The organism is Brevundimonas sp. NPDC090276, from assembly GCF_044772165.1.
Taxonomy (GTDB): Bacteria; Pseudomonadota; Alphaproteobacteria; order Caulobacterales; family Caulobacteraceae; genus Brevundimonas.
Window position 1 is genome coordinate 191,009 of sequence record NZ_JBIVYK010000003.1, and the last position, 23,442, is coordinate 214,450.

26 protein-coding genes are annotated in these 23,442 nt (G+C 68.4%); 12 read left to right on the forward strand and 14 right to left on the reverse strand.

The window, feature by feature from the left end:
* Positions 1-274: 274 nt before the first annotated feature.
* From ACIQTU_RS12710 to ACIQTU_RS12725, 4 genes are all read right to left on the reverse strand, one after another.
* Positions 275-850, reverse strand: coding sequence for an HNH endonuclease (locus tag ACIQTU_RS12710; RefSeq protein WP_400548985.1), 576 nt, complete (start codon positions 848-850; stop codon positions 275-277).
* Positions 851-997: 147 nt separating this feature from the next.
* Entirely contained in the window at positions 998-1,396 is a 399-nt protein-coding gene (locus ACIQTU_RS12715) for an ASCH domain-containing protein (RefSeq protein ID WP_400547589.1), read from the reverse strand.
* 10 nt (positions 1,397-1,406) lie between these two features.
* The gene (locus tag ACIQTU_RS12720) at positions 1,407-2,057 is read right to left on the reverse strand and encodes a trimeric intracellular cation channel family protein (RefSeq protein WP_400547592.1); all 651 of its coding nucleotides are present in this window, start codon (positions 2,055-2,057) and stop codon (positions 1,407-1,409) included.
* Positions 2,054-2,710: a DNA-3-methyladenine glycosylase family protein gene (locus ACIQTU_RS12725; RefSeq protein ID WP_400547595.1), complete on the reverse strand. Its 657-nt coding sequence runs from the start codon at positions 2,708-2,710 to the stop codon at positions 2,054-2,056. The genes ACIQTU_RS12720 and ACIQTU_RS12725 overlap by 4 nt, the downstream gene beginning before the upstream one ends.
* Before the next feature lie 88 nt (positions 2,711-2,798).
* On the opposite strand from ACIQTU_RS12725, the gene gluQRS reads away from it, so the two are divergent.
* Positions 2,799-3,647, forward strand: a complete 849-nt coding sequence (gluQRS, locus tag ACIQTU_RS12730) for a tRNA glutamyl-Q(34) synthetase GluQRS (RefSeq protein WP_400547597.1) — start codon at positions 2,799-2,801, stop codon at positions 3,645-3,647.
* Between the two features lie 177 nt (positions 3,648-3,824).
* On the opposite strand, the gene ACIQTU_RS12735 is transcribed toward gluQRS, so the two are convergent.
* Positions 3,825-4,028 carry a cold-shock protein gene (locus tag ACIQTU_RS12735; protein ID WP_114817908.1) on the reverse strand — a complete coding sequence of 68 codons (204 nt, stop codon included), beginning with the start codon at positions 4,026-4,028 and terminating at the stop codon, positions 3,825-3,827.
* Positions 4,029-4,323: 295 nt separating this feature from the next.
* On the opposite strand from ACIQTU_RS12735, the gene ppk2 reads away from it, so the two are divergent.
* Both ppk2 and ACIQTU_RS12745 read left to right on the forward strand, forming a co-directional pair.
* Complete coding sequence (gene ppk2, locus ACIQTU_RS12740) at positions 4,324-5,067, forward strand: polyphosphate kinase 2 (protein WP_400547600.1); 744 nt, start codon at positions 4,324-4,326, stop codon at positions 5,065-5,067.
* 27 nt (positions 5,068-5,094) lie between these two features.
* Positions 5,095-5,859, forward strand: a complete 765-nt coding sequence (locus tag ACIQTU_RS12745; RefSeq protein WP_400547603.1) for a hypothetical protein — start codon at positions 5,095-5,097, stop codon at positions 5,857-5,859.
* A 4-nt stretch (positions 5,860-5,863) separates the two neighbouring features.
* Here ACIQTU_RS12745 and ACIQTU_RS12750 read toward each other — a convergent pair whose 3' ends face one another.
* On the reverse strand, positions 5,864-6,508 hold the full coding sequence (locus ACIQTU_RS12750) for a hypothetical protein (RefSeq protein ID WP_400547606.1): 645 nt from the start codon (positions 6,506-6,508) through the stop codon (positions 5,864-5,866).
* 199 nt (positions 6,509-6,707) lie between these two features.
* Between ACIQTU_RS12750 and ACIQTU_RS12755 the strand changes: the two genes are divergently transcribed.
* The 3 genes from ACIQTU_RS12755 to ACIQTU_RS12765 are packed head-to-tail and all read left to right on the forward strand — an operon-like array spanning position 6,708 to position 9,336.
* A complete protein-coding gene (locus ACIQTU_RS12755) occupies positions 6,708-6,884 on the forward strand; it encodes a hypothetical protein (protein WP_400547609.1) in 177 nt (58 codons plus the stop codon).
* A 41-nt stretch (positions 6,885-6,925) separates the two neighbouring features.
* A complete protein-coding gene (locus ACIQTU_RS12760; RefSeq protein ID WP_400547612.1) occupies positions 6,926-8,914 on the forward strand; it encodes a TonB-dependent receptor plug domain-containing protein in 1,989 nt (662 codons plus the stop codon).
* Positions 8,915-8,931: 17 nt separating this feature from the next.
* Positions 8,932-9,336, forward strand: a complete 405-nt coding sequence (locus tag ACIQTU_RS12765; protein ID WP_400547615.1) for a helix-turn-helix domain-containing protein — start codon at positions 8,932-8,934, stop codon at positions 9,334-9,336.
* A 4-nt stretch (positions 9,337-9,340) separates the two neighbouring features.
* Here the strand turns inward: ACIQTU_RS12765 and ACIQTU_RS12770 are convergent, their stop codons facing one another.
* Positions 9,341-9,556 (reverse strand): DUF4287 domain-containing protein, encoded by a 216-nt coding sequence (locus ACIQTU_RS12770; protein WP_400547618.1) that lies wholly within the window; start codon positions 9,554-9,556, stop codon positions 9,341-9,343.
* 127 nt (positions 9,557-9,683) lie between these two features.
* Between ACIQTU_RS12770 and ACIQTU_RS12775 the strand changes: the two genes are divergently transcribed.
* Together ACIQTU_RS12775 and ACIQTU_RS12780 are read left to right on the forward strand one after the other, a co-directional pair.
* A complete protein-coding gene (locus ACIQTU_RS12775; RefSeq protein WP_400547621.1) occupies positions 9,684-10,703 on the forward strand; it encodes a UbiA family prenyltransferase in 1,020 nt (339 codons plus the stop codon).
* A gap of 20 nt (positions 10,704-10,723) precedes the next feature.
* The gene (locus tag ACIQTU_RS12780; RefSeq protein ID WP_400547624.1) at positions 10,724-11,554 is read left to right on the forward strand and encodes a DUF3298 domain-containing protein; all 831 of its coding nucleotides are present in this window, start codon (positions 10,724-10,726) and stop codon (positions 11,552-11,554) included.
* A 54-nt stretch (positions 11,555-11,608) separates the two neighbouring features.
* On the opposite strand, the gene ACIQTU_RS12785 is transcribed toward ACIQTU_RS12780, so the two are convergent.
* From ACIQTU_RS12785 to ACIQTU_RS12795, 3 genes are all read right to left on the reverse strand, one after another.
* Entirely contained in the window at positions 11,609-12,547 is a 939-nt protein-coding gene (locus ACIQTU_RS12785; protein ID WP_400547627.1) for an alpha/beta fold hydrolase, read from the reverse strand.
* A gap of 136 nt (positions 12,548-12,683) precedes the next feature.
* Positions 12,684-12,881: a helix-turn-helix transcriptional regulator gene (locus ACIQTU_RS12790; protein ID WP_400547630.1), complete on the reverse strand. Its 198-nt coding sequence runs from the start codon at positions 12,879-12,881 to the stop codon at positions 12,684-12,686.
* Positions 12,881-13,285: a hypothetical protein gene (locus tag ACIQTU_RS12795; RefSeq protein ID WP_400547633.1), complete on the reverse strand. Its 405-nt coding sequence runs from the start codon at positions 13,283-13,285 to the stop codon at positions 12,881-12,883. The genes ACIQTU_RS12790 and ACIQTU_RS12795 overlap by 1 nt, the downstream gene beginning before the upstream one ends.
* A gap of 230 nt (positions 13,286-13,515) precedes the next feature.
* Here ACIQTU_RS12795 and ACIQTU_RS12800 point away from each other — a divergent pair, with 230 nt between their 5' ends.
* Positions 13,516-14,172 carry a class I SAM-dependent methyltransferase gene (locus ACIQTU_RS12800; protein ID WP_400547636.1) on the forward strand — a complete coding sequence of 219 codons (657 nt, stop codon included), beginning with the start codon at positions 13,516-13,518 and terminating at the stop codon, positions 14,170-14,172.
* On the opposite strand, the gene ACIQTU_RS12805 is transcribed toward ACIQTU_RS12800, so the two are convergent.
* From ACIQTU_RS12805 to ACIQTU_RS12820, 4 genes are all read right to left on the reverse strand, one after another.
* Complete coding sequence (locus tag ACIQTU_RS12805) at positions 14,169-15,620, reverse strand: cryptochrome/photolyase family protein (protein ID WP_400547639.1); 1,452 nt, start codon at positions 15,618-15,620, stop codon at positions 14,169-14,171. The genes ACIQTU_RS12800 and ACIQTU_RS12805 overlap by 4 nt on opposite strands.
* Before the next feature lie 52 nt (positions 15,621-15,672).
* A complete protein-coding gene (locus ACIQTU_RS12810) occupies positions 15,673-16,245 on the reverse strand; it encodes an NADPH-dependent FMN reductase (RefSeq protein WP_400547642.1) in 573 nt (190 codons plus the stop codon).
* Between the two features lie 77 nt (positions 16,246-16,322).
* Positions 16,323-17,633, reverse strand: coding sequence for a nicotinate phosphoribosyltransferase (locus ACIQTU_RS12815; protein WP_400547645.1), 1,311 nt, complete (start codon positions 17,631-17,633; stop codon positions 16,323-16,325).
* 2 nt (positions 17,634-17,635) lie between these two features.
* On the reverse strand, positions 17,636-19,495 hold the full coding sequence (locus ACIQTU_RS12820) for a monovalent cation:proton antiporter-2 (CPA2) family protein (protein ID WP_400547648.1): 1,860 nt from the start codon (positions 19,493-19,495) through the stop codon (positions 17,636-17,638).
* Positions 19,496-19,627: 132 nt separating this feature from the next.
* Between ACIQTU_RS12820 and ACIQTU_RS12825 the strand changes: the two genes are divergently transcribed.
* The 3 genes from ACIQTU_RS12825 (at position 19,628) to ACIQTU_RS12835 (ending at position 23,216) form a co-directional block, all read left to right on the forward strand.
* Complete coding sequence (locus ACIQTU_RS12825) at positions 19,628-20,041, forward strand: CBS domain-containing protein (RefSeq protein WP_400547651.1); 414 nt, start codon at positions 19,628-19,630, stop codon at positions 20,039-20,041.
* Between the two features lie 90 nt (positions 20,042-20,131).
* Positions 20,132-20,713 (forward strand): hypothetical protein, encoded by a 582-nt coding sequence (locus ACIQTU_RS12830; protein WP_400547654.1) that lies wholly within the window; start codon positions 20,132-20,134, stop codon positions 20,711-20,713.
* Positions 20,714-20,825: 112 nt separating this feature from the next.
* Complete coding sequence (locus ACIQTU_RS12835; protein WP_400547657.1) at positions 20,826-23,216, forward strand: ATP-binding protein; 2,391 nt, start codon at positions 20,826-20,828, stop codon at positions 23,214-23,216.
* Positions 23,217-23,442 lie beyond the last annotated feature (226 nt).

Below are 23,442 nucleotides of genomic sequence, written 5' to 3' on the forward strand. Positions count from 1 at the left end.
GCCTCCGGTTCGACCGAAGACTCGGGAGACGGCGAAGATGACGACGCAGATCAGCCCCGGCGCTTCATTAAAGCCCGGACGTCAAACTACGCAGCATCGCCCCCCGATGGGTCGAAGATCGGGCAACTAGCCCGCACGACCGGATATGGCCACGCTAAGAACGTAACTAAGTGTATGATTTTACGTTAGTTTACAGTAAATACACCGGCAACAAATTTGGCCAAATCTTGTCGGTACGCCGCCTTCGTCGCGTAAGCGCCCCGCCAGACCGGGCTCAGGGTTCCAGCTCGATGTCCCAGTAGAGGTAGTCCAGCCAGCTCTGGTGCAGATAGTGGGGCGGGAAGCGGCGGCCTGCTTCCTGCAGTTCCCACGAGTTGGGCTGATGGGCGGTGCGGCGCAGCAGGGGCATTCCGGCCTGCTGGGGCGTACGCCCGCCCTTCCTCAGGTTGCAGGGGCCGCAGGCGGCGACGATGTTCTGCCAGGTGGTGCGCCCGCCGCGCGAGCGGGGGACGACGTGGTCGAAGGTCAGGTCCTGGGCCAGGCCGCTCTCGCCGCAATACTGGCAGGCGAAGCCGTCGCGCAGGAAGACGTTGAAACGGGTGAAGGCCGGCTTGCGGTCCTGATCGACATAGGACTTCAGCGAGATGACGCTGGGCAGTTGCATCTCTATCGACGGGCTGCGCACCACCTTGTCATAGGTGGCGACCACGTCGACGCGCTCCTGCCAGACGGCCTTGACCACTTCTTCCCAGGGCCAAATCGACAGGGGGTAATAGGACAGAGGACGGAAATCGGCGTTCAGCACCAGGGCCGGAAAGCCGGACGGGGGGCGGGTCAGGACCTGCATCAGGCCCTCCCGCTCATACGGGGGGATACCGAGGCGACAGGAGTGAGGACACGTCTCCTTCCCTAATCTTGGCCTAGTCTGACAACTTCAGCCTACGCCCGATTCTCCCTCATCGCCATGACCGGTATGCAGCGTTTTCGTGACGCCGCCTCAGAAGACCTCGACCAGTTCAAACCGCTCGCAGACCACCTTCATGCCCGGCGCCCATGTGCCTTCGCGGCGGTAATAGGCCTCGTGCGCGTCGCGCCACCATTCATAGGTCAGGTCGCCCTCCCCCTCGGCGCGGGCGAAGTCTTCGCTGACCTGCTCGAAAGGCATGATCTCGACCTCCGTCGTACGGATGGCGCAGCGCGGGGTCCCGGCGCCGTCCAGGATGACGCTGATCTCGCCCACCGTCGGCATGATGTCGGCCTCGCACGCCGCCAGAGCCGAACAGGTCGCCCGCTTGCCGCCCGCCAGCACCAGGGCCAGCAGTTCGTCGGCCAACTCAGGGCTATCGCCAAAAGGCCAGCGCGGCGCCTCACGATAGGCGGCGGGAACGTCGGTCATGGGTCAGTCCTCAGTTTCGGGTCGGTGCGCTGGGGAAGGCCGGCAGGCTCCATCCCCACAGCAGGGCCCCGGCGCGCAGGGCGAAGCCCGCCGCCACCGCCACGGCCACCGCCGGCCAGGTCGGCGCGGACAGGGCCTTCAGCACCACGAACAGACCGCCCGACAGCAAGGCTGCCGTGATGTTCAGCTCGCGCCGCAGCAGGATCGACGGCTGCCCCGCCAGGACGTCGCGCACCACCCCGCCGAAGCAGGCGGTCAGCACCCCCATGACGATGCAGATCAGCGGCGCCACGCCATAGGAGCCCGCCTTGGCCGCTCCCATGACGCCGTAGGCCGCCAGGCCGACCGCATCCAGCCACAGCAGGGCCCGGAAACGCCAGGTCCGCGCGCCCAGCACCCAGAAGGCCGCCGCCGTCAGCAGACAGACTGCAATGTAGCGCCAGTCCTGCACCCAGAAGACCGGCGCCCCAATCAGCAGATCGCGCAGCGTCCCGCCCCCGACCCCGGTGATGGCGCCAAAGAAGGCGAAGGTCACCAGATCATGCTTCTCGCGCGCGGCGGCCAGGGCCCCCGTCGCGGCAAAGACAGCCACCCCCGCAAAGTCCAGCAGCGGCAGGACGGTCTCGGGCCGGGTCAGATCGGCGTTGGTCAGCGGATTCAAGTCTTCAGGTCCTCCAGCGCGATATCGCCACGCTTGACCCCTCCATACCATCCCCAGAGCAGATGCGCCGCCACCCCGCGATGCGGCCGCCAGATTTCGGCGCGGACATAGGCCTGCTTCTCATTGGGACGGTCCTCCGCGGCGTCGGCCCAGCGCATCGCCTCCTGCAGCGCCACATCGCCGCCGGGAAAGACGTCCAGCCGCCCCTCGCAGAACATCAGGAAGGTCTCGGCCGTCCACTTGCCAACGCCCTTGATGGCCACCAGGGCCGCGATGGCCTCAGCGTCGTCCAGCCGCTCCAGGTGGTCGAAGTCGATGCGGCCCTCGGTCTGGGCGCGGGCGATCTCATGACCATACTTCGCCTTCTGCCCCGACAGGCCGAAGCTGCGCAGGGTCTCGGCGTCCAGCGCCAGCACGGCGTCCGGCGTCACCGTTCCGCCCAGCCCCTCCACCGTCCGCTTCCAGATCGAGGCGGCGGCGGCGACCGAGACCTGCTGCTCGACGATCATGCGGAACAGGCCCTCGTATCCGCCGGGCCGCAGCCGCCATTCGAACACGGGGGTCGAGGCGTGCGCCCGCGCCAGCGCCGGATCGGCGGCGGCCAGGGCCTCACGGGCGGCGGCGATGGAGGATGCGGAGGGAGCACTGGCCATGCCTCATGCTAGGCCGGGGCACGGCCATCGGGAAAGAGGCCGCCCATCCCCCATTCTGACCACGGCCGGAAACCGCTAGGCTGTACGGATGTTCGCCACCCGCTTCGCCCCCTCGCCCACCGGCCGCCTGCACAAGGGGCACGCCTTCTCAGCCCTGACCGCCTGGACCGCCGCGCGCGAGGCGGGCGGACGCTTCGTCCTGCGCATCGAGGACATCGACCCGACCCGCTGCAAGCCGGAGTTCGAGGCGGCCATCTATGAGGACCTGGCCTGGCTGGGGCTGGACTGGGAGACGCCAGTGCGGCGCCAGTCCGATCATCTGGCCGACTACGACGCCGTCATCGAGGCGCTGAAGGCGCGCGGCCTGCTCTACCGCTGCTTCCGCACCCGCAAGGAGATCCTCGACGCCATCGGCGACGCCCCGCACGGGCCAGCCGAGGCTGTCCGCCCCGGCCCGCACACGCCGGAGGACGAAGCCCGCCTGCTGGCAGAGGGCCGTCCCTATGCCTGGCGGCTGTCGCTGGACCGCGCGCGCGAAGCCTTGGGCGAAGACGCCTGGAGCGCGCTTTCGTTTGTCGAGGAAGGTGAAGGCCCCAACGGCGAAACCGGACTGGTCCGCGCCCGGCCAGAGACCGCGGGCGACGTGGTGCTGGCCCGCAAGGACGCCGGGACCGCCTATCACCTGGCCGTCACCCACGACGACGCCGTGCAAGGCGTCACCCACGTCATCCGCGGCCTGGACCTGTTCGAGGCCACCCACATTCAGCGGCTGATCCAGACCCTGATGGGCTGGCCCGCGCCGACCTACCGTCACCACCGCCTGCTGACCGGCCCCGATGGCCGCCGCTACGCCAAGCGCGACCAGTCGGTCACCCTGGCCGAACTGCGTGCGGACGGCCTGACGCCCGAGGCCTTGAAAGCGGACTTGGGGTTCTAGCGCCCCGCACAGCGAGGAAGGCGGCGCTCAAGCAGGGCGGCCGCCCGTTAGGCGCCCAAATGCGCTCAAGTCGCGGGGGCCCGCGACCCGCCCATAGCGCCCTTCTCTTCCAGGCAAAAAGAAAGGCGCGGAACCCGAGGGGTCCGCGCCTTTCAACCCGAAACGGGTTCGTCGGCCTTAGAGAACCTTGAGGTCCACAGCCGAGGTCTTGCCGCGCTGATCTTCCAGCGAGTACTCGACCTTGGCGTTTTCATCGAGGCCCTGCAGGCCAGCCTTCTGAACGGCCGTGACGTGGACGAAAACGTCCGAGCCGCCGCCGTCGGGCTGAATGAAGCCATAGCCCTTGGTGGGGTTGAACCACTTAACCGTGCCGGTCGCCATCTTAGCGTCTCCGTAAACGCGCTTTGCCAGGCGGATCTCCACGCAGGAGAATCCGTCAGTCCATCTGGACAAGCTCGTTCAGGCGAAGGAGCGAGACGCGGGTTTGGACCCCACGTGAAATCCGGACTGCCCGACTTTGTCACCCGACTATCCACAGTCCGTCAACTGTAAAGCGAACGGCTGCACGCAAGCGCTTGGTAAACGTCGAACACAGTTCCAATTCACGCTTCCGACTGGCGCACTGAGGGAAATGGCCGCAAGCTTCTCGCGTTCATGACGGCAAAGGACCCCTCCGATGGCCAAGAACGACTACGAAGACACCCTGACCGCCCTTCAAATCCAACTGGTCGAGACGCAGGCCTGGGCCATCGAACAGGGGCTGAAGGTGGTGATCGTCTTCGAGGGGCGCGACGCCGCCGGCAAGGACGGGGCGATCAAGCGCATGACCGAGTTCATGGCTCCTCGCCAGACCCGCGTCGTTGCCCTGCCCAAGCCGAACGACCGCGAACTGACCCAGTGGTATTTCCAGCGCTACGCCAGCCACCTGCCCGCCGCCGGTGAAACCGTCTTCTTCAACCGCTCCTGGTACAATCGCGCGGGCGTCGAGGCCGTCATGGGCTTCTGCACCCCGGCCCAGCACGAACGCTTCCTGCACGACGCCCCGCATTTCGAGCGGATGCTGACCCAGTCGGGCACCACCCTGATCAAGCTGTGGCTGGACATCAGTCGCGAGGAGCAGGACCGGCGGCTGGAGGAACGCACCACCCACCCGCTGAAGCGCTTCAAGGTCTCACCGCTGGACGCCGAGGCCCAGAAACGCTGGAGCGACTATTCCACCGCCCGCGACCAGATGCTGGAACGCACCCATTTCGACTATGCGCCCTGGACCGTCGTGGCCACCGACAACAAGAAGAAGGCGCGGCTGAACATCATTCGCCACGTCCTGCACCAGTTGAACTGCCCGGGCCTGGAGGCCGGCAAGCCCGACCGTGACATCGTCTTCCCCGCCGACAAGGCCAAGGGGCGACTGGCCAAGTAGCCCCCTCCTCGCGTGAAAGGGCCGGTCATGACCGAGCAAGAGCGCGATACCCTGAGCAAGGTCCCCGCCGTCACCCTCGGCTTCTGGACCATCAAGATCCTGGCCACCACTCTGGGCGAGACCGCCGGCGACACCGTCACCATGACGATGAACCTGGGCTATCTGAAGGGGACCGGCATCTTCATGACCGTGCTGGTCCTGCTGGTCTGGCGTCAGATCGCGGCCAGGCGCTTTCATCCCTTCCTCTACTGGGCGACCATCGTGGCCTCGACCACGGCGGGCACGGCCCTGGCCGACTTCGCCACCCGCTCGCTGGGCATAGGCTATACCGGCGGCTCACTGCTGCTGCTGGCCTGCGTGCTCGCCTCGCTGGCGGTCTGGCGCTGGACCACCGGCTCCATCTCGTCCGATGCGATCAGCACACCGGGCGCCGAAGCCTTCTACTGGTTGACCATCACCTTCTCCCAGACGCTGGGCACGGCGCTCGGCGACTGGACCGCCGACACCGGCGGTCTGGGCTATGTCGGCGCGGCCCTGGTCTTCGGCGCCTTGCTGGCCGTGGTCGCGGGTTTGTACTTCTGGACGAAGATGAACCGGGTCCTGCTGTTCTGGGCCGCCTTCATCCTGACCCGGCCGTTAGGCGCCACCGTCGGTGATTTTCTGGACAAGCCGCTGGACCACGGCGGCCTCGCCTTCAGCCGCCCGCTGGCCTCCGCCGTGCTGGCGGCGGTGATCATCGTCCTGATCCTCGTCCTGCCGCAGCGCGCCGGGCGACACCCCGGCCCGGCCTGAAGGGTCAGTCGTCGCCGAACAGGCGGCGGTTCTTGTCGACAAAGGCGCGGATGGCCTTGGTCAGAGGCCCGTTCTGTCGCCCCTTCAGATAGGCCCAGCCCGCGCCCGCGCCGATGATGGCGCCGCCGGTGTCGACGATCAGGTCCCACATGGTGTCGACCAGACCGGATTTCTGGGTGTTCAGGCCGAACAGCTGATCGAGGGTGAACTCCCAGATCTCCCACACCGCGCCGATCATGACCGCGAAGCAGAAGGCGAAGAAGGCCACGGTGAAGGGCGCCGCCGTCAGCCGGTTCCCCTTGACCAGCATCAGCATCAGCAGCGACCCGACCAGACCGAAGGCCACCGCCGAGCCGCCGTGCAGCACCACGTCCCACCACCAGTACCGCTCATAGAAGTCCCCGACCTCGCCCAGCAGAAGAGTGGCGCACAGGAAGGCGGCGATGGCGCTGACAAAGGCCGTCGGCAGGGTCACCCCCACCTTCTCACCCACCCAGATCGGCACCAGCGACAGCAACAGCGTCCCCGCCGCGACAAAGGTGATGCTGAACGCCCCGGTCAGGAACCCGCCCACCGCCGCCCCGATCAGGATGACCCAGGTCAGATAGAGGATGACGGGCGGACGCGCCGCGGATCGGATCGAGGTCATGAAATGCGCCTCCAGGTCGCCGACAACCTTCGCTGACGAATGTCCTAACACCGAAAGGGCGTTCATGCGCCCGAAAGCTGTGCTGCCCGGCTTGACCCTGTAGCCACTACAGGGTGCATGACGCCCTCATGGCGAACTGCTGCGGCGACACCCTGTGCGAAACCGACCGGCCTCCTGAGGGGCGCTCGCGGCGTGGGGCGTGTTCGGCACCGGCACGCGCTGGCCGGATCTGCTGGTCGCCGCCGTCATGGCGGGACTGGCCCTGCAAGGCGGCTGGCAGGTGATCCGCCACGCCCGCGCCGAACTGAAGAGCGCACGTGCGACGCCGTCGTCCCGTCCGTTGAAGGTCGAATCCCGGCACAAGCCAGTCGCCTGATCCTAATTCCCTTCCTGCTTCCTGATCGCTTCGGAGCCAGCGTGTCCTCTTCCATCGTTTCACTTCGTGGCCGCCATCTGATCCTTGCGGCGGTCGCCGCTCTGCTGTCAGCCGCCGCTGCTCCAGCCTCGGCGCAGGAGACCCACGACGACCACCATCATGACGAGGCGACCGAGGTCGAGGACGTGATCGTCCAGGCCACCCGCTCGGGCCGCCGCATTCAGGACGAGCCGATCCGCGTCGAGGTCATCGGGCGAGAGGAGATCGAGGAAAAGCTGCTGATGACGCCCGGCAACATCGCCATGCTGGTCAATGAGACCGGCGGGGTGCGGGTGCAGACGACCTCGCCGGCCCTGGGCGCCGCCAACATCCGCATGCAGGGGATGAGCGGGCGCTACACCCAGCTTCTGGCCGACGGACTGCCTCTCTACGGCGGTCAGGCGTCCTCGCTCGGCGTCCTTCAGATTCCGCCGACCGACCTCGGCCAGGTCGAGGTGATCAAGGGCGCGGCCTCGGCCCTTTATGGCCCCTCGGCGCTCGGCGGGGTCATCAACCTGGTTTCGCGCCGTCCGGGCGACGAGGCCGAGACGGAAATCCTGGCCAACATCACCAGCCGCGACGGGCAGGACCTGACGGCCTATGCCTCGGCGCCCTTCAAGGGCGCCTGGGGTCAGTCGTTGGTCGGCGGCTATCACCGTCAGAGCCGTCAGGACCTGGACGGCGACGGCTGGAGCGACATCGCCGCCTATGAGCGTTGGTCCCTGCGCCCGCGCCTGTTCTGGCAGGGCGAGAACGGCGGTGAAGCCTTCGTCACCCTCGGCGCCATGACCGAGACCCGCAGCGGCGGGACCGAGCCGGGCCGCACCGCGCCCGACGGCCGCCCCTTCGTCCAGGCACAGGACACCGACCGCTTCGACGCGGGCTTGGTCGCCAGCCTGCCAGCCGGCCCCGGCACGCTTCACCTGCGCGCCTCGGCCATGACCCAGGCGCACGATCATCAGTTCGGCGACGTCTTCGAGAAGGACCGGCACGACACCGGCTTCCTGGAAGCGGCCTATGGGTCCGAGGTCGGAACCACGACTTGGCTGGTCGGGGCGGCGGTCCAGGTCGATGGCTACGACAGCAAGACCTTCTCCGACTTCGACTACACACACACGGTCCCTGGCGTCTTCGCTCAGGTCGAGCATGAGCTCAGCCCAGACTTGACCCTGGCGGGCAGCGCCCGCTTCGACCACCACAGCGAATACGGCGGCCAGTTCAGCCCGCGTCTGTCCGTCCTCTATCGTCCCGGCCGCTGGACCGTGCGCGCCTCGGCCGGTCAGGGCTTCTTCGCCCCGACGCCCTTCGTTGACGTGACCGAGGCGACAGGCCTGTCGCGCCTGGAACCGCTGGATGGCCTGAAGGAGGAGGTCGCCCGCACCGCCTCGCTGGACGTCGGCTATCGCCAGGGACCGATCGAGGCCAACCTGACCCTGTTCGGCTCCGACCTGGACGACGCCGTGCGCGCGGTGGACGACGGGCCCGACCGCATCCGCCTGATCAATGTCGACGGCGTGACCCGCACGCGCGGGCTGGAGGCGCTGCTGCGCTATCGCCACGCGCCCTTCACCCTGACCGGCAGCTATGTCTTCGTCGATGCCACGGAGCCCGAGAATGACGGCCTGTCGCGCCGCGACACGCCCGTCACCCCGCGCCACACCGCCGGCTTCGTCGCCATGTGGGAGGAGCACGACAAGGGCCGTCTGGGGCTGGAAATCTACTACACCGGCAAGCAGGCGCTGGAGGACAATCCCTGGCGCAGCGAGAGCCCCTCCTACCTGGAGGTCGGCCTGCTGGGTGAGATCATCCTCGGCCGCTACAGCCTGTTCCTCAACGCCGAGAACCTGTTGGATGAGCGTGTGACCAAGCATCATCCCCTGCTGCTGCCGCAGCGCGCCAACGACGGCCGCTGGACGACCGAGGCCTGGGGTCCGACCGACGGCTTCACGGTCAACGGCGGAGTGCGCATCCGCTTCGGCGGCGGACACTGACAACACCGGAGGCGGGCGTGACGCTGAGCATCGGCGAACTGGGACGGCGGACCGACACCAAGGTCGAGACCATCCGCTATTACGAGCGCATCGGCCTGCTGGCCGCACCCGCCCGCACCGAGGGCAATTACCGCGCCTATGGCGAGGCGGAGCTGAACCGCCTCTCCTTCATCCGCCGCGCCCGCGACCTGGGCTTCTCCATCGAGCAGGTGCGCGACCTGCTGGCCCTGTCGGATCGCCGCGATCAGTCCTGCGCCGAGGTGGATGCCCTGGCCGGGGCCCATCTGGCCGAGGTCGAACGCAAGATCGCCGATCTGGAGGCCCTGCGTCGCGAGCTGTCGGCCCTGCTGTCGCAATGCCGCAAGGGCACGATCTCAACCTGTCTGATCATCGAGGCCCTGGGGCCGGATCAGCGCGCCTGAGCGCCTACTTCAGCCCGTCTTCCGCCAGGGTGTGCGCCACGATGGCGTTGGCGTGGCCGTGGCCCATGTCGTGCTCGTCCTTGAGCAGGGTCACCAGCTCCATGTGCTTGGCCGGATAGCGGGCGCGGACCTCGGCCTTCCACTCGGCGATGGGCCGTCCGTACTTCTTCTCGATGGAGGGGAAATAGGACGCAGGGCCCTTGATCGGCGCGTCAGTCATCGGCGGCTCCCTCCAGTTTGAAGCGCCACTAAACGCGCGACGGCGGCGCTCCGCAATGCCCCTCGCATGACGCCGATCGGACGCGCCCCCTTCACCCGCGACCGCCTCAGGGTCTAAGACCCCTTTCATGAGCACAGCCCCGCTTCCCGACGCCGCCCGCCAGAACTGGGTGGACCGCTACGCCCCCGAGGGGCTGAAGCCGTGGCTGAAGCTGGGCCGGTTCGACCGCCCCATCGGCACCTGGCTGCTGCTGCTGCCCGGCTGGCAGGGCATCATGCTGGCGCTGAACCAGTACGACCGGCCCTTCGGCGGCTATGAGCTGTGGCTGATCGTCGGCTTCGCCATCGGGGCCTGCCTGATGCGGGGCGCCGGCTGCGCGGTGAACGACATCGTCGACCGCGACTTCGACGCCCAGGTGGCCCGCACCGCCCTGCGCCCCATCCCGGCGGGTCAGATCAGCGTCAAACAGGCCTGGGCCTTCGTTGCGGGCCTCTGCCTGGTCAGCCTGTGCATCCTGCTGACCATGAACCTGACCTCGGTCCTGCTCGGCGCCCTGTCGCTGGGTCTGGTCGCGGCCTATCCCTTCATGAAGCGCATCACCTGGTGGCCCCAGGCTTGGCTGGGCCTGACCTTCAACTGGGGCGCCCTGCTGGGCTTCGCTGCGGCGACCGGCGGCCTGTTCTCGCTCGGCTGGCTCTATGTGCTGCAGGTCCGCGCCAGTGGCGACGCCTACTGGATGGCCGAGGGTCTGAACCAGATGGGCCACGTCGCCCTGTCGGCCCTGCTGCTCTATGCGGGCGGCCTGTTCTGGACCCTCGGCTACGACACCATCTACGCGCTGCAAGACATCGAGGACGACGCCATGGCCGGCATCAAGTCCTCGGCCCGGCGGCTGGGCGCTCAGGTCAAGCCGGGTGTGGCCGTCTTCTACGCCCTGGCCGTCCTGCTGGCCGGCGGCGCCGGTTTCGCCGCCGGTCTCGGCCCGATCTTTTACGGGGGTCTGGCCGCCTACGCCCTGCATCTGGCCTGGCAGGTCAAGGCGCTGAAACCCGAGGACGGCGTCCTCTGCCTGCGCCTATTCAAATCAAATCGTGAGGCCGGATTGATCCTTCTGGCCGCGATTGCGTTCAACGGCCTAGCTTTCTGATCTCGCCCTAGGAGTCCGGCATGATCCCCTCGCGTTCCGCTCGCATTCTTCTCGTCACCGTCGCCGTCGCGGCCTCGCTCGCCGCCTGCCAGCGCGCCGAGAAGAAGGAGGCCGAGGCGCCCAAGGCCGCCGCCGCGGCCGCCGCCGACGGCCCGCTGAAATACGAGAGCGCTACGCCCTACGCCAAGACCAGCCTGACCCTGCCCGAGGCCATCAAGACCCAGCCCGAGCTCTACGCCGCTCTCTATCGTCAGGAAGTCGCCGACCTGGCCAAATACGCCGAGGGCGCCCAGGCCGACCGCACCGAGGCCGGCGGCGAAAGCGCCATGGGCCCCTATGAGAAGACCATCGTCTATGGCGATCCGGTCCAGACCGGCCGCCTGTTCAGCGCCATGCGCACCGACTTCGACTACTCGGGCGGCGCCCACCCGAACACCGTCGCCACGGCCCTGCTGTGGGACAAGACCGAGAAGCGCCGCATCACCTCCGCCGACCTCTTCGCCAAGGGCGCCGACCTGTCGTCGCTGGAACGCGCCCTGTGCGACGCCGTCAACACCGCCAAGAAGGCCCGCCCCGGCGCGACCCCGGTCAAGGTCGGCGGCGACACCTGGTCCTGCCCCAGGCTGAAGGACGTGGCCGTGATTCTCGCCCCGGGCGATGCGGCAGGCAAGGCCGGCGGCCTGACCTTCCTGCTCGACGCCTATGCGGTCGGCCCCTACGTCGAAGGCGCCTACTACCTCACCCTGCCCGCCTCGGCCTTCCAGAACCTGCTCGCCCCGGCCTACGCCGCCGAGTTCGGCGGCAAGCCGCTGAAGACCGGCGACGTCACCAACGACCTGCGCCCGAAGTAAGAGCCAGAGCCCACCCCTGATCCTCCCCGCTAAGCAGGGGAGGATCACTGCACCTCAGTCCGCCAGGAACTCATCCACCAGCGCGCCCAACCGCTCCGGCTGATCCGTCATGATGAAGTGGCGGCTGTCATCCACACGGACCAGTCTGGCGCTCGGCAAGGCGGCGTATTCGTGGCTCCACATGGCGTCGGCAATGGTGCTCGACACGCCGCCGTTCGCGTCGGCGGCATAGAGGGCCCAGACCGGAACGGTCATGGCCGCCAGGCCCGGGCGGGCGTCGGTCGTCATCACGTCGCGGATGGCGGAGGCCATGGCGTGGCGGTCGGAGGTCATCGACCACTCGACCATGGCGGCGCGCCCGGCCTCGTTGCGCATCATGGTCCCGGCGGTGCGCTCCTGCTGGACGCGGAAACCGGCGACGTCGGCGTTCAGAATGCCCGCGACGGCTTGCTCGGCGAAGGGCCTGGCGCTCTCGGCCGTGGCGGTCGGGCCGTAGAGGGCGCTGAAGAAGGGCAAGCTGTCGACGCTCATCAGCTTGCCGACGACCTCGGGATGCTGCTGCGCCACCAGCAGCCCGGTCAGGGCGCCCATGGAATGACCGATGATCGCAGGCCTGTTCAGCGTCCTGGCGTAGCGGGCCAGCTCATCGACCGCCGGCTGGACGAAGGCGCCGTCGCCGTGGCTCCAGGCCTCGCCGGCGAAGCCCGACAGTTGCACCAGATGCACCCGGTGTGTGGCCGACAGACGCTCGGCCAGCGGTCGCCACACGTCCCGAGACGAGGCGAAGCCCGGGATCAGGATGACGTCAGGCCCCTGGCCCAACACTTCGACCGACAGACGGTCCGAAGCGAAGGCCGGCGCCTCGGCGCGGGCCGGTTCGACGTGAACCGCTGCAGCCTGCGCCGGCGAGAAGATGTTGCCGGCGGCCCATCCGACGGCGGCGGCCAGGGCGAAGGCGCGAAGGGTCTTGGCGGGAGCGAAGATCTTGGACATGGCGTTTCCTTTCGGTTTTGAGATGGACCCGCCGTCGTCGCCCGGCGTTCGGGCGCGCGAGATCGCTTTCCGAGGCGGCCCGGAAATGACGGCGGAAAAGCGAGACAGGAAAAGTAAGGTTAGACTGACAAAGACGTCAGGCGTGCGGGTTCTCGAACACCTCTTCCACCGGGCGCGCGAACAGGGCCGCAATGCGGAAGGCGAGGTCCAGCGAGGGGTCGTGCTTCTCGGTTTCCAGGGCGTTGACGGCCTGACGCGAGACCCCCAGCGCCTGACCCAGCTGCTCCTGGGTCCAGTTGCGCTCGACGCGCAGCAGTTTCAGCTTGTTCTTCATCAGTTCGACGACCGGATGAAGGGCGAGACGCAGCCGAACACGGCCCAGAACAGCGGATAGATCATCCAGCCCTCAGCGTGCGGCGCCCCGGCGAAGCTCTCGCCGAAGCCCCAGGCGCTGAAGGCCGCCATGGCCACGCCCGCAGAAACGATGAACTGCTTGGCCGTCACCGCGCGAACGAACTCGTCGCTGTCACGCATGAAGCTCAACGTCGCCCAGATCTGGCCGGCGATAGGTGCGGCGACCGCCAGGGCCAGAACCCAGGCCGCGGGCTTGCCCTGAATCGTATCAAAGGCCCCGCCGATGGTCGCCAGCATGACGGCGACATAGCCGGCCATGAAGGCCATGGTGCGGATCACATAGCGGCGACCGGCGGGGGTGGTCTGTTTGGTCATCGTCAACATGGAAGGCGCTCCTGACTGAATGTAAGGACTACCTTACGTCAACGACATGTCATGTCAACCTGACTTTTTGTCAGGCCAGCATGATTTTTTGCCATCCCAGCCCAGCCTCGCCCCGCGAGGCGCAGAGCCGGGACCGCCCAAAACGCCGCCGCCTGCGCTTCCTGCGGCCCCAGATAGCCCTCAGGGCTTCCCGGGATGACAAACAATTGCCTGCGCCCTAGACACCGCCCATGCGCCTCACCCCCGCCAACGCGCCCGACTTCATCGCTGCCAACACCCGGCTGCAATCCGTGCCGCACGCGCCGGAGATTTCGCTGTGGCTGGCGGATGAGATCACGCCCCTGTGGAGACTGACCGAGGAAGAACTGGGCGCCATGGGCCTGCCCCCGCCCTTCTGGGCCTTCGCCTGGGCGGGCGGTCAGGCGCTCGCCCGCTGGCTGCTGGACCACCCGGATCAGGTCGCGGGCAAGCGCGTCATCGACCTCGCCACCGGTTCAGGTCTGGTCGCCGTCGCGGCGATGAAGGCGGGCGCGGCCTCGGTTCTCGCCGCCGACATCGACCCCTTCTGCGCCGCCGCCGTGGCCGCCAACGCGACATCCAACGGCGTCGAGATCGCCTTCACCGACGCCAACCTGCTGGACGCCCCGCCGCCGCCCGTCGACCTGATCTGCGCCGGCGACGTCTTCTATGAAAAGCCGATGGCCGAGGCGGTTCTGGCCTGGCTGAAACAGGCGCAAGCCAACGGAACGCGCGTCATCGTCGGCGACCCGGGCCGCACCTACTTCCCGAAATCCGGCCTGACCCTGCTGGCCGAATACACCGTCCCCACCACTCGCGAGCTGGAGGACCAGGAGGTCAAACGCTCGCGCGTCTGGTCGCTAGATTAATCGCTTTCGTCCCGACTGGCGCTGACCGTCTTCAGCGCCGCCAAGGCCCCCTCGCGCCCCTCGACGTGATCGACGATGGGCCGAGGATAGGTCGCCCCCAGCCGCACCCCCGCCTCGCTCAGCACCATCGGCGGTGCCGTCCACGGCGCGTGCAGCCAGCGATCCGGCAGGCGTGACACCTCGGGAACCCAACGCCGCACATAGCGCCCCTCAGGATCGAACTTCTCGCCCTGAACCACCGGATTGAAGATACGGAAATAGGGGGCGGCGTCGGCGCCTGATCCCGCCACCCACTGCCAGTTCTGCACATTGCTGGCCAGATCGGCGTCGGTCAGGCAGTCCCAGAACCAGGCCTCGCCTTCGCGCCAGTCGATCAGCAGGTGCTTGATCAGGAAGGAAGCGACCACCATCCGCACCCGGTTGTGCATGGTCCCCGTCGCCCACAGCTGGCGCATCCCGGCGTCGACCAGAGGATAGCCCGTCCGCCCCGCCTTCCACGCCGCCAGCCCCGCCGGATCGTCGCGCCACGGCATGGCGTCATACTCGGGTCTGAACGCCCGCTCGGGCAGCCAGGGGAAGTGGTGCAGCAGGTGGGCCGAGAACTCGCGCCAGCCGATCTCGGCGACAAACTTCTCCGCCTCACCCGCCGGAACCCGACCCTCGGCCGCCGCCGCCCGCGCCGTCTGGACGGCTCGCCACGGACCGATCTCGCCCCAATGCAGATGGGCCGCCAGCCCGCTGGTCCCGTCCCGATCCGGCCGGTCGCGATCCGTGGCGTAGGTCTTCAAACCGCCCGCGACAAAGGCCGCCAGCGCCGCCTTCGCCCCCGCCTCGCCCGGCGTCCCGACAAAGCCGCTCGACCAGTCGGGCCGCGTCGGATGCAGACCCCAGTCGTCAACCGCCTCGCTCGCCACGTCATCCGGGACCGTCATCGCCTCGGGCGCGTCCAACCCAGCCGGAGCCTCAGCGACGCTCAGCAGCGCCTTCAGGAAGGGCGTAAACACCTTGTAGGGCTGGCCCGATCCGTTCAGCACCGCCCCCGGTCGGCACATCAGCGCAGCGTTGAAGCCCCGGCACTCGACGCCTTCCGCCTTCAACCCATGGGCGATGTCGGCGTCGCGGGCGAAGGCCTCCGGCTCGAACAGCCGGTTCATGCAGACCTGATCGGCGCCCGTCTCCTCGATCAGGCGGCGCAGCTCGGCCTCCGCATCGCCGCGCCGCAGGATCAGCCGCCCGCCCCTCGCCCTCAGGTCCGCGTCCAGCTCCCGCAAGCTCTTGTCCAGCCACCAGCGCGAGGCCGCGCCGATGGGGCGTCCTTCCAGCCGCGCATCCAGCACATAGACCGGCAGCACGCGCCGCCCCGTCGCCAGAGCGTGGTGCAGGGCCGGATTGTCGGCCAGCCGCAGGTCGCGGCGGAACCACAGGATGACGGGTGATGAGGCGGGCAAGCGACGGTCCTGATGTGAGGCTGTCCGAATACGATCCCGCCTCCCTGATGGATCAGGCGTCGCGCGGCAAGACCGTCAGCACCCGCGCCATGAACTGGTGGAACTCTTCCATATAGGCCCGCAGGAAGTCCTCGGTGGACTGGACCGAGACATGGCCGTCGTCGTCGATCAGACCCGGCGTGAACTGGATATAGGCCTCGGGCGCATTCATCTGCGGCGCCTGCAGGAAGCTGAGGATGCTGCGCAGATGTTGCTGCCCCACGGCGGTGCCGATGGCCCCCGGCGAGGTTCCGATCACCGCCGTGGCCTTGCGCGCAAAGCTGTTGGCGCCATAGGGCCGGCTGGCCCAGTCGATGGCGTTCTTCAGCCCGCCGGGGATGGAGCGGTTGTATTCCGGCGTCACGATCAGGATGGCGTCCGAGTCCTTGATCGCCGCCTTGAACGTCGTCGCTGCGGCCGGATAGTCGCCGTCGTGGTCATAGGAATAGAGCGGCAGGTCCGCGTAAGAGATCTCGTGCAGCTTCAGCTTCTCCGGCGCCAGCCGGATCAGGGCCTTGGCCAGCTTGCGGTTGATCGAGCCCTTGGCCAGAGACCCCACGATATAGCCGACGTTATAGGTGGTCATGACGCGCATCCCGCTGGGTGAGACGACGCCGACCGCCGCCTCCAGCCAAATGCCTCAGAAAACCTGGCGGTTCCCCCTCAGACGGTGACCGCCTGACGCCCCCGTCCCGCCTCGCCAAAGACCCGCAGATAGCGGTCGATCTCGACCCGGTCGCCGGTGGCCTTCTCGACATTGTCCGACAGCTTGACCGCCGAACGCCCGCCCGCCCGCGTCACCTTGCAGACCAGGGAGATGGGCGTAAGCTCCGGCATGGGCGCCGGGGCGCAGTCGCGGAAGTCGTTGGTCAGATTGGTGCCCCAGCCGAAGCTGGTCCGCACCTGCCCCTTGAAGTGGGCGTGAGTCGCCTCGATCGTATCCACGTCCATGCCGTCGGCGAAGACCAGCAGCCGCTCACGCGGGTCGCGCCCCTGAGCCGACCACCAGGCCAGGATCTCCTCGCCGCCCTCGATCGGCGGCGCCGAGTCGGGCCGGAACCCTTTCCAATCGGCCAGCCAATCCGGCGCATCGGCCAGAAACGCCCTTGTGCCAAAGGCGTCCGGCAGGGCCACCAGCAGATTGCCGTCATAGGTCGCCCGCCACTCCTCCAGCACCTGATAGGGCGCACGCCGCAAGGCCGCGTCGTCGTCCCCGGCCAGGGCCGCCAGAACCATGGGCAGTTCGTGGCCGTTGGTGCCCACCGCCTCCAGGTCGTTGTTCATGGCCAGCAGGACGTTGGACGTGCCGATGAAGGCGCTCCCCAGCCCCTCCTTCAGCGCCTCGACGCACCAGCCCTGCCACAGGAAACCGTGGCGCCGCCGCGTGCCGAAGTCCGAGATCGACAGCGGCTCCAGCTTCCGCAACCGCTCGACCTTACCCCATAGCTTCGTCTTGGCCCGCGCATAGAGGACATCCAGCTCGAACCGGCCCAGACGGCGCAGAGCCTTGCGACTGCGCAGCTCGTTCAGGATCGACAGGGCCGGAATCTCCCACAGGGTGACGTCAGCCCACCCGCCCGAGAACTCCAGCCGGAACTGCCCGTCCGCCCCGCGCGACAGGTCGTATTCGGGCAGGCGGTAATCAGCCAGCCAGGCCAGGAAGTCGGGGCTGAAGATCGACTTCACCCCATAGAAGGTGTTGCCGCCCAGCCAGATCAGCTCGCGGTTCGAGAACCGCAGCGTCCGCGCATGATCCAGCTGCGCCCGCAGCTCCGCCTCGTCCACCTCCTCGGCCAGCCGCACCGACGTCGTGCGGTTGATGACGCTGAACGTCACCGGCACGTCGCGATGCTTGCGCCAGATCAGCTGCAGCATCAGCAGCTTGTAGAAGTCGGTGTCCAGCAGGCTGCGGACGATGGGGTCCAGCCGCCAGCCGTGGTCATAGGCCCGCTTGGCAAGATCGACGCTCGCCATGCTCAGTCGGCCTGTTCTTCGTTCAAGGGCGCCGGGGGACCGGCCTCATCCTCGTTCAGCAGCCGCCCGGGACGGCTGGGCTTGATGTAGGGTTCGGGCTCCGGCGTCACGGCGTTGCCGCGCATCATCGACCGCCCGGCGGTCAGTCCGCCCGTCACCTGCAGGTCCAGCCGCGCCGCGTCGCGGCGGCGCACGTCGGCGATGGTCTCGGCCGCCTCGTCCTCGGACACGCCCAGATCGACTAGCACCGCCTCGCCGAACTTCAGCGCCGATTCAAAGGTTTCGCGGATATGATAGTCGACGCCCGCCTCGATCAGGCGCAGCGAATGGCCCCGGTCAAAGGCGCGCACGAACAGCTTCACGCCCGGAAACTCGGACTTGACCAGTTGCACGATGCGGTCGGCGGCCTCGGGCTTGTCGACGCAGACCAGCACCGCCTCGGCCTTGCCCGCGCCCGAGGCCCGCAGCGTGTCCAGCCGGGTGCCGTCGCCGTAATAGACCTTGAAGCCGAAGTTCCCCGCCGCCTGGATCATCTCCACGTCGTTCTCGATGATGGACACGTCCACGTCGCGCGCCAGAAGCGGCTGCGACACGACCTGGGCGAAGCGACCGAAGCCGATGATCAGCACCTGACCGCGCAGGCCCTCGGCCGTGTCCACGCCCTCGGCCTCTTCAGGCGACAGACCCGCCTCCTTGGGCAGCCAGCGCTTCATCGCCAGGGTGGTCAGCGGCGTCAGGGCCATGGACAGGATGACGATGGCCGTCAGGGCCGCGCTAGCCTGACCATCGATGACCCCGCCCGCAGCCGCCGCGCCATAGAGGACAAAGGCGAACTCGCCGCCCTGCGCGAACAGAGCCGCCCGCTCGATCGCCTCGTGGTGGCGCGCCTTGAACAGCCGGGCGACCACATAGATGACCAGGGCCTTGACCACCATGAAGGCCAGCAAGCCGGCGACCACGATGCGCCAGTCGGAAGTCACCACCCCGATGTCCAGCGCCATGCCGACCGACAGGAAGAAGAGCCCCAGCAGGATGGCGCGGAACGGCTCCACGTCGGCCTCCAGCTGGTGCCGGAAGGTCGAGTCCGACAGCAGCACCCCGGCCAGGAAGGCCCCCATGGCCATCGACAGGCCCACCTCGTTCATGATCCAGGCCGTGCCCGCCACCACCAGCAGAGCCGCCGCCGTCATCACCTCGCGCCCGCCATTGCGCGCCAGGAAGCGGAAGGCCGGATTGATGGCGTAACGCCCGGCGACCAGCACCCCGGCCACCGCCGCGACCGCCAGGCCGATGGTCTGCCACAGGGGCGTGGCGCTCTCGCTCGCCGTCCCGACCGACGCGGCCAGAATGGCGACGATGGCCAGCAGAGGCACAATGGCCAAATCCTCGAACAGCAGGATGCTGACCGCCCTCTGCCCCTGCGGCGTCGGCAGGTCGCCCCGCTCCTCCAGCATCTGCACGATAACGGCGGTCGAGGACATGACGAAGCCCATGGCGCCGACAAAGGCCACCGGCGCCGACACCCCCGCCGCCATGGCCACAAGCGTCAGGGCCAGCCCCGCCAGCCCGACCTGGGCCGCGCCCAGACCGAAGATCTCGTTCCTCATCCCCCAAAGACGCTTGGGCCGCATCTCCAGACCGATGATGAACAGGAAGATGACCACGCCGAACTCGGCGACGTGCAGGATGGTCTCCGGCTCGCGGAACAGGGCCAGGCCGAACGGCCCGATGGCCGCCCCTGCCGCCAGATAGCCCAGGACCGAGCCCAGCCCGATCTTGCGGAAGACCGGCACCGCCACGACCCCCGCCGCCAGCAGAGCCGCCACATGGCCCAGATCCAGTCCCGTCGCCGCCTCGGCCATCGCTCACCCTTCGGATTAAGCCTCCATTGTGGGGACGAAGCGTCGCGATTGCGAGCCTCGTTCCGCTCGCGCCGGAACCGCCCCGGTCGTCGTGGGTTCCCAAGCCCAAGCCAGAGCCTCTTGGAGAGACCCATGAAGATCCGCGACGTGATGAGCAAGGACGTGCAGGTGGCCCGTCCCAACGACACCCTTCAGGAAGTGGCCGCCCGCATGGCGGCCGGCGATTTCGGCTTCATCCCCGTGGCCGACGGCGAGAATCTGGTGGGCGCCCTCACCGACCGCGACATCGCCGTGCGCGCCGTGGCGGCAGGCGCCGCGCCCACCGCGCGCGTGGTCGAGTTCCTCAGCCGCGACGCCCTGGTCGTCCGCGCCGACGACGAGCTGAAGGTCGCCCTGGACCTGATGAGCTCGCGCCAGGTGCGCCGCCTGCCGGTCGTGGACAAGGACGGCCGTCTGGTAGGGATCGTTTCGCTCGGCGACCTGTCCACACGGGTGAAGGAGAAGTATGCCGGCGAGGCGCTGGAAGAGATTTCCCGCCCCTCCTGACCCAGTCCTTACCGCGCGCTAACCACGTCGCGGAACCCGGCGATAACCGCTGCTGCGCCATTCTGGCTCTCTACATCCGGGGAGACGTCCATGGCGCGCGCGCAGTTCCAGAAGGGTCAGAAGGTCTGGGTCGAAAGCGTCGGCGCCTGGGCCCAGGTCGAAAAGGTACTGCCCGTCTGGGCCAAGGGCTTCGACGAACCGGTGCGCATCACCTACGAGGTCGGCCTGGGGCGCGAGTTCCAGGCCGCCGAGCTGCAACTTCCGGCCGAGGACAATGTCGCCGCCACCGCCCTGGGCGACTGGCGCATTCTGCGCGCCCGCAACAAGTGGCAGGAACCGGCCGACTGCGCTCACCACCCCTTCCCCGGCTCCTATCCGGTGGTCGTCACCGACAAGGCCGACTGGGGCGGCTGGCGCGTGCCCGGCGCCGAATACGACCGCGATCCCGAGCGTATCGAGTTCCAGTCCCGCCTGATCGCCGCCGCGCCCGACCTGATGGAACTGGCCCGCGAACTGATCGAGACCGTCTCCGAAGCCCCCGACGACGCCCCGCCGGAAAGCCTCCGTATGGCCCGTCGCGCCCGCGACGTCCTGCGCCAGATCACCGATGTCCTCGCCGCACCCGGCGACGCCCCGCGCGCCTCGGCGCCGGCCGCCGAGGACGCCGCCTGAGTCTTTCCTGCACCGGTTCGCCTCTAAGGTGAAAACCCCGTCCCTGCGGGCCTCGACAGGAATCCGCGACGCAGCCTAGATTCCCGCCTGCTGTTCAGGATGAGAGGTCGGCTTGCAGGGCAAGGAGCGCCGCAGCTATCAGCCGGGCCGTCGGGCCACGGACCAGACCACGCGCGGCCACCTGCCGTGGGTGCGCGCCCTGCTGCTCGCCGTCGCTCTGGTCATCACCGCCTACGCCCTACTGGTCATCCGCGACGACGGCCGCCCGCGGCGCGAGGCCGAAGCGCTCAAGATCGAGGCCCTGGCGCTGGACGCCCAACGCGCCGCCGACCAGATCGCCGCCCGCCTGACCCTGACCGACCGCGCCCTCGACCTGATCGCCCGCGACCTGGCCGAGCATCCCGCCCAGGCCGTCGAGGCCCTGGACCGCGCCCGCGTCGTCGCCCCCGAGGCGGGCTTCGTCGTCACCAACGCCGACGGACAGGTTCTCGCGGCCGTGGGCGGCAAGACCGACCCCGCCGCGGCCCGCTCCGCCGCCTACGCCCTGCACGGCGACGCCCTGCTGATCCGACGTCCGCTCAAGGACGGACGCGCCGTCGTCGCCCGCACGCCCCTGCCCTCGCTCAAGGCCGAACTGAGCGACGCCAGCCTCAGCGTTGTCCTCGCCGGTCAGGTTCCCGCCGACGCAACTCGTCCGGTCAAGGACGCCGACGGCAAGTTGCGCCTGATCGGCTCGGCCCTCGCGGGCGCTTCCGGTCAGGCGGTCGTGGCCTCAATGCCCGCGACCGGCGGCCTGTCCGCCTGGCTGGACGACGCCTGGATGCTGGCCGCGCCGCTGATCCTGGTCGTGCTGATGCTGATGGTGCTGGCGATCCAGAACTGGCGTCAGTCCCGTGCGGGCCGTCAGTGGGCCGACACCGAGCGCCGCTTCCGCGTCGCCGTCGAGGCCGCCCGCTGTGGCGTATGGGAATGGGATCTGGCCCGCGGCGAGGTCGTCCTGTCCGACTACATGGCCGCCCTGCTCGAGGTCGAGCCCGGCGCCGTCCTGACCACCCAGGCCCTGATCGAGAAGGTCCACCCCCGCTATCGCGAGACCCTGGTCGACGCCCTGGACCGCGCCGCCGCCGCCGGCGTCTTTGACGTCACCTTCCCCATTCCGCTCAAGTCCGGCGGCGTCCGCTGGATCGACGCCCGCGGTCAGTCGCGCCAGCCGCGTCGCGACGCGGGCTTCACCAGCCTGCTGGGCGTGGCGCTGGACATCACCGAGGCCCGCCGCTCCAAGGCCCAGGCCCAGGCCGCCGAGAACCGTCTGCGCGACGGCATCGAAAGCGTGTCCGACGCCTTCGTCCTGTTCGACCGTCAGGGCCGCCTGATTCTGTGGAACCAGGCCTTCCAGGACGCCTTCGCCTTCCCGGCCGGCGTCGTCGTGCGCGGCGCCCAGAAGGACGCCCTCAACCAGATCGCCGCCCAGGCCATCAAGGCCGAGCACCCCTCGGCCAGCGGCCGCGCCGGGGTGCGCGAGGTCGAACTGAGGGACGGCCGCTGGCTGCAGATGGCCGAACGCTTCACCGGCGACGGCGGCACCGTGGTCATCTGCGCCGACATCACCGTCATCCGCCGTCAGGAGGCCGAGCGCCGCCGCGCCGCCGACGAACTGCGCGCCATGGTGGTCGAACTGGAGGACCGCGAGGCCAAGCTGTCCCTGCTGGCCCGCAAGTACGAGGTCGCCATGACCCGCGCCGAGGCCGCCAACCAGACCAAGTCCGAGTTCCTGGCCAACATGAGCCACGAGCTGCGCACCCCGCTGAACGCCATCAACGGCTTCTCGGAAATCATGGCCGGCGAGATGTTCGGCCCGCTCGGCGACCGCCGCTACAAGGGCTATGCCGCCGACATCCACCAGTCCGGCCAGCACCTGCTCAGCCTCATCAACGACATTCTCGACATGGCCAAGATCGAGGCCGGCAAGCTGACCCTGCACTACGAGGCCGTGTCGCTGAACGCCCTGTGCAACGACGCCATCCGCCTGATGCGCGGCAAGGCGATGGAGGCCGGCCTGACACTCGGCCTGGTCGCGCCCGAAACGCTTGAGGTCGAGGCCGATCATCGCGGCCTGAAACAGGTGATGCTGAACCTGATCTCCAATGCGGTGAAGTTCACGCCCGAGGGCGGCGCCGTCACCGTCACTGTCGCGCTCCACGACGCCGATCACGTGCGCGTCTCGGTGACCGACACCGGCATCGGCATCGCCGCCGTCGACCTGGAACGTCTGGCCCAGCCCTTCGAACAGGTCGAGGGCCAGCACTCCAAGACCACGCAAGGCACTGGCCTGGGCCTCGCCCTGACCAAGTCCCTGATCGAACTGCATCGCGGCCAGATGACTATCGAAAGCGAACCCGGCCACGGCACCACCGTCTGGTTCGACCTGCCCATCCGCGCTCCCGAAGGCGCCATGGCCCCGCTCGGCGCCCCCGTCCAGCGGGTTCAGTCTCAAGCGGCCTGAGCCGCTCTTCCCGCGAGCCGAAGATCTAGGATCTAGGCAACGGCGCTTGCCCGAACATCGTCAGTGACAAGCGCGGATCACCCGCGCCGGGCGTCCGTCCTGCAACTTCACTCCAAGGTCGTATTTCGACCATGGCGGCCCCTGAGGCGACCGTTCACCGGGACGCCCGGCCATTCACCGATCGAGGCGCACCATTGACCGAGCCGCGATGGACGAGCGTGCGGCG

Bases quoted from the DNA above. Each gene is read 5' to 3' on its own strand.
- ACIQTU_RS12715 (WP_400547589.1), bottom strand. From the start codon at position 1,396: ATGACCGACGTTCCCGCCGCCTATCGTGAGGCGCCGCGCTGGCCTTTT.
- ACIQTU_RS12725 (WP_400547595.1), bottom strand. From the start codon at position 2,710: ATGGCCAGTGCTCCCTCCGCATCCTCCATCGCCGCCGCCCGTGAGGCC.
- gluQRS (WP_400547597.1), top strand. From the start codon at position 2,799: ATGTTCGCCACCCGCTTCGCCCCCTCGCCCACCGGCCGCCTGCACAAG.
- ACIQTU_RS12735 (WP_114817908.1), bottom strand. From the start codon at position 4,028: ATGGCGACCGGCACGGTTAAGTGGTTCAACCCCACCAAGGGCTATGGC.
- ppk2 (WP_400547600.1), top strand. From the start codon at position 4,324: ATGGCCAAGAACGACTACGAAGACACCCTGACCGCCCTTCAAATCCAA.
- ACIQTU_RS12745 (WP_400547603.1), top strand. From the start codon at position 5,095: ATGACCGAGCAAGAGCGCGATACCCTGAGCAAGGTCCCCGCCGTCACC.
- ACIQTU_RS12750 (WP_400547606.1), bottom strand. From the start codon at position 6,508: ATGACCTCGATCCGATCCGCGGCGCGTCCGCCCGTCATCCTCTATCTG.
- ACIQTU_RS12770 (WP_400547618.1), bottom strand. From the start codon at position 9,556: ATGACTGACGCGCCGATCAAGGGCCCTGCGTCCTATTTCCCCTCCATC.
- ACIQTU_RS12775 (WP_400547621.1), top strand. From the start codon at position 9,684: ATGAGCACAGCCCCGCTTCCCGACGCCGCCCGCCAGAACTGGGTGGAC.
- ACIQTU_RS12780 (WP_400547624.1), top strand. From the start codon at position 10,724: ATGATCCCCTCGCGTTCCGCTCGCATTCTTCTCGTCACCGTCGCCGTC.
- ACIQTU_RS12785 (WP_400547627.1), bottom strand. From the start codon at position 12,547: ATGTCCAAGATCTTCGCTCCCGCCAAGACCCTTCGCGCCTTCGCCCTG.
- ACIQTU_RS12790 (WP_400547630.1), bottom strand. From the start codon at position 12,881: ATGAAGAACAAGCTGAAACTGCTGCGCGTCGAGCGCAACTGGACCCAG.
- ACIQTU_RS12795 (WP_400547633.1), bottom strand. From the start codon at position 13,285: ATGTTGACGATGACCAAACAGACCACCCCCGCCGGTCGCCGCTATGTG.
- ACIQTU_RS12800 (WP_400547636.1), top strand. From the start codon at position 13,516: ATGCGCCTCACCCCCGCCAACGCGCCCGACTTCATCGCTGCCAACACC.
- ACIQTU_RS12810 (WP_400547642.1), bottom strand. From the start codon at position 16,245: ATGACCACCTATAACGTCGGCTATATCGTGGGGTCTCTGGCCAAGGGC.
- ACIQTU_RS12815 (WP_400547645.1), bottom strand. From the start codon at position 17,633: ATGGCGAGCGTCGATCTTGCCAAGCGGGCCTATGACCACGGCTGGCGG.
- ACIQTU_RS12820 (WP_400547648.1), bottom strand. From the start codon at position 19,495: ATGGCCGAGGCGGCGACGGGACTGGATCTGGGCCATGTGGCGGCTCTG.
- ACIQTU_RS12825 (WP_400547651.1), top strand. From the start codon at position 19,628: ATGAAGATCCGCGACGTGATGAGCAAGGACGTGCAGGTGGCCCGTCCC.
- ACIQTU_RS12830 (WP_400547654.1), top strand. From the start codon at position 20,132: ATGGCGCGCGCGCAGTTCCAGAAGGGTCAGAAGGTCTGGGTCGAAAGC.